Source organism: Brevundimonas sp. A19_0 (assembly GCF_017744255.1).
Classification (GTDB): domain Bacteria; phylum Pseudomonadota; class Alphaproteobacteria; order Caulobacterales; family Caulobacteraceae; genus Brevundimonas.
This window is the reverse complement of the sequence record NZ_JAGHQP010000039.1, coordinates 1-3,340: the sequence shown is the minus strand read 5'-3', so window position 1 is coordinate 3,340 and position 3,340 is coordinate 1. Positions and strand designations below refer to the sequence as shown.

Here is a 3,340-nt window from a genome sequence, read left to right as displayed (position 1 = left end):
CCGCCATAGACGACGTCCGCCCCGGCCCCGCCCAGCAGCAGATTGTCGCCCGCATTGCCCGTCAGGGTGTTGTCCAGCGCATTGCCCACGCCGAACGCATTGCCCGCCGAAGACGACAGCGTCAGCGCCTCGATGTTGTCGTACAGATAGAAGCCCGACGACGCGACGACCGTGTCGTAGCCTCCGTAGAGCGTTTCAAACACCAGATCGGCTTGAGTGTCGGCATGGTAGAGGTCGTCACCCCGGCCTCCGAACATCTGGTCGACGCCGGTGCCGCCGTCCAGGACATCAGCCCCATCTCCCGCATCAAGAATGTCGTCGCCCGCACCGCCGGACAGGGTATCGTTATATATATTGGACCGGAACACATTGTTCTGATCATCGCCGGTCAGCTGGGCCCGTCCCGTCACCGTGAGATTCTCGATCCCTGCGAACGTAAACGCGACCCCGTTGAATCCGGTGGAGCTCTGGAACTGACCCTGTCCGGTCGCAAGGTCCGCGGTCATGCCCGTCGACGCCTCGATGGTGTCGTTTCCGCTCCCGCCATTGATGTGCATGTCAGACCGCGAGCCTCGGCCCCCGGCAACCATGATCACGTCGTCACCATCACCGCCATCAATTTGATCGCCTTGCCCCTGCGCCGTGCGGATGACGTCATTACCGGTTCCGCCATTCATGATGTCGGGTCCGTCACTGCCCCACAGTTCGTCGTCCCCGTCTCCGCCGTTAAGGGTCGATCCTTGCAGTGTCTCCGGAACCGGCGTCTCGCTGGGGATCGACACGTGCAGGGTGTAGGTGCCGCCTGCAGGAGGGTTCGCCGTTTCCAGCGTGTTTGTATTGTTGTCCGTGTCCGCCCACTGCGACACCTCGACATAGTAGGTGCCGGCCGCGCCAAAGGTGAAGGACAGGTGCGAGTCCGTCCCCTGACCATCGGCCACCGGAGCATCGTCATTGACGGCAAGCTGGGCGCCACTCGCGTCCAGAATCCGCAGCACGGTATCGAAGCTGGCCCCGTCGATATCCAGCGTCACCTGATCACCCGCCTGGACGCTGATGGCGTAGAATTCGCGTCCCCCTCCGTTCGCCGTGCCGCGCACGGTCGAGTGCGGAACAGTCGTCGAATTGGCAATGTCGGAATTCTCGACCCGATCAAAGGTACCGTTCAGGGAGACAGCGGCCCCGAGCGTGGTATTGGCGACATCGGCGGCCTTGATGACGTCCGGGGCCGCGATCAGGGCGGGCGCACCGGCAAAGAGCCGATCATGGCCGCCGCCGCCGTTCAGGACGTCCACGCCGCCCCCTCCGCGCAGAACATCATCGCCGGCCCCGCCCGTCATAAGATCCGAGAAGACCGATCCGATGACCTCCTCGATGCCGCCCAGGGTGTCGTTGCCGGCCGCGCCGCTCACCGAGGTGCCGTCCATCGTGATGCCGCCGAAGGCCGACGAATAGTCGGCGATGTCATGGCCGTTGCCACCGTTCAGCGTGTCATTGCCGATACCCCCGACCAGGATGTCATCACCGTCGCCGGCATTCAGGACATCATTGCCACTCCCGCCGTCCAGCACATCATTGCCGGCGAAACCGTTGATCGTGTCATTGCCGCCGAGGCCGCCGATGGTGTCTGCGAAGCCTGTGCCGTTGATGGTCTCGCTGGTGATGTCGCCGGCGACCAGCAGACCCCCGGTCGGCGTGGCCGCGATCGTCTGGTCGGCGAACTGCAGGTACTCGACATTGGTGATGGTGTCGGTGCCGTCCGGCCCGACCACGGTGCCGATCTGGCCGTTCCAGGTGATGGTGTACTGGCTGCGATTGCCCGAGAAAACGACCGTGTCCTCGCCCAGGCCCCCGTCGATCACATCGTTGCCGCCGTTGCCGCGCAGGCTGTTGTTGCCGGAGTTCCCGCGCATCTGGTCATTGCCCGAGCCGCCGATGGCGTTCTCGATGACCGCGCCGAGGGCGATCCCCACGTTGCCGGTCAGGCCCCCCACGTTTGAAAAGGCGGCCTGGCGCAGATCAATCAACTGGTTGTTGCTGTAGCCCGAGAAGTCGAAGGTATCGTTCCCCCCGGCATCCCAGACGGCAAAGATCATTGCCGGAACAATATCTGCGTCAAACCACAACCGGTCCGCATTCGAGTTGAAGCCATAGACGGTATCGCCCGTGCGCGTCGTCATATTGGCGCCATACAGGCGCTGGGCCGCAGCAATATCGTCCATCAAGGGCACGGCGGAGTACTGATAGTATCCCCCGCTCGCAAAATTGGCCCCCGTACTCCGCTCATCGAAGTAGCTCATAATCGTGTACTGGAGCGAGTCCTCGAAGTAGATGGCGTGATCATCGTAGTTGATGCCGCCGTCCGCCGAGGCATTGTAGGCGGCCGGATGACTGAGACCTATGGCATGGCCGATCTCATGCGTGAGTACCAGCTGACCATAGGCCCCGATGACCGGAACCGCATTGTAGCCAAAGCTATTGTTTACCCAGACATCGCCCTGCTGCGCGGCGCTGGCGGAATTGCCTGGAAGAAAGGCGAAGGCCGCAGCACCGGCTTGGCCAGAGCTGTAGTTACCGAACAGCATAGTGGCGTTATTTGAGTAATTTGTTCCGCTGTCGGTAACCCTCTGGAAGGTTATGTTGGCCACGTCCGACCATGACTGCAGTGATCGCAGGGTGGCCGCGATCTGGGTCGCCGTGAACTGTGAAAATCCCCGGGTATCGTCGGGCATCCCGCCTGCGGCCGTGGCCCTGAAGGCAAACGTCACCGTTGCCGGCTGGCCCAGGTTCGCGGCCCAGGACAGATCGGTGCGCGTGATCTGCCGCCCGGCATCGACAATGTCCAGGGACGGCTTTCCATTGAGGCCCGGGCCGCCCCGGTCATCGCCGTTCAGGACAAGGCCCGCAGCGCCGCCGTCAGCAGCGTCCTGGGCTCCATGAAAACGTCCGCATCCGGCGCAAAGTTCATAGCTGGAGATCCCCCCGAAGGGCGAATAGGCCTCGCTCCCTGCGCCCTGAGCGTGCCCTTCCGGAGAGCCGGTGTCGCCGAAGACCGAAAGCGCAGTCGCATGACGTCCGGCGAACAGTGAATCGAACATGAGAAGCTCTCCCGTCTTGGATCAGGAGGAGCTTAACGCCGAAACGACCGGCAATGAAACCAACGGGCCCGACCGGGCCCTTGATGGGCATACCCCGACCCCGCTCCCCCATGGGACAGGGCGGCCCGGCGTGTGCGGGGCCGCCCTGTGGGGCTTACATCCAGGCCCAGTCGTGAGTGGGCGGGGTGTCGACGGGGTCGGCGCCGGGGGTGTCGGGCAGGTAGAGGCCGTGGCCGCGGCCCTCG

The 3,340-nt window shown here is 63.7% G+C and carries 1 protein-coding gene; it reads right to left on the bottom strand.

The features are described 5' to 3' along the window. The coding region (locus J7346_RS15165; protein WP_209120750.1) for a M10 family metallopeptidase C-terminal domain-containing protein at positions 1-3,095 on the bottom strand (3,095 nt) is incomplete at its 3' end. Between the last annotated feature and the right edge of the window lie 245 nt (positions 3,096-3,340).